At 64.0% G+C, this 417-nt stretch carries 1 protein-coding gene; it reads left to right on the top strand.

Going from position 1 to position 417, the window contains the following annotated elements; genetic code table 11:
* On the top strand, window positions 1-417 hold a 417-nt coding region (locus tag RS75_RS24975; protein WP_045025290.1), incomplete at both ends, for an ABC transporter ATP-binding protein.

Below are 417 nucleotides of genomic sequence, written 5' to 3'. Positions count from 1 at the left end.
TCGTCGGCCCGTCCGGCTGCGGCAAGTCGACGCTTTTGCGCCTGATTGCCGGGCTGGAAGACGTCTCCGGCGGAAAGATCGTCATCGATGGCAACGACGCCACCGAAAAGGCGCCGGCCGAGCGCGGCCTTGCCATGGTGTTCCAGTCCTATGCGCTTTATCCGCATATGAGTGTCAGGAACAACATCGCCTTCCCGCTGAAGATGGCGAGACTCGACAGGGCGGTGATCGATAAAAAGGTCGAGGATGCCGCCCGCATCCTCAACCTCACCGATTATCTCGAACGCCGGCCCTCGCAGCTGTCCGGCGGCCAGCGCCAGCGTGTCGCCATCGGTCGCGCCATCGTGCGCGAACCGAAAGCGTTCCTGTTCGACGAGCCGCTCTCCAACCTCGATGCGGCGCTGCGCGGCACCATGC

The sequence above is a fragment of the Rhizobium nepotum 39/7 genome, from assembly GCF_000949865.1.
GTDB classification, from domain to species: domain Bacteria; phylum Pseudomonadota; class Alphaproteobacteria; order Rhizobiales; family Rhizobiaceae; genus Agrobacterium; species Agrobacterium nepotum.
This window is presented reverse-complemented; position numbering and strand designations above follow the sequence as displayed.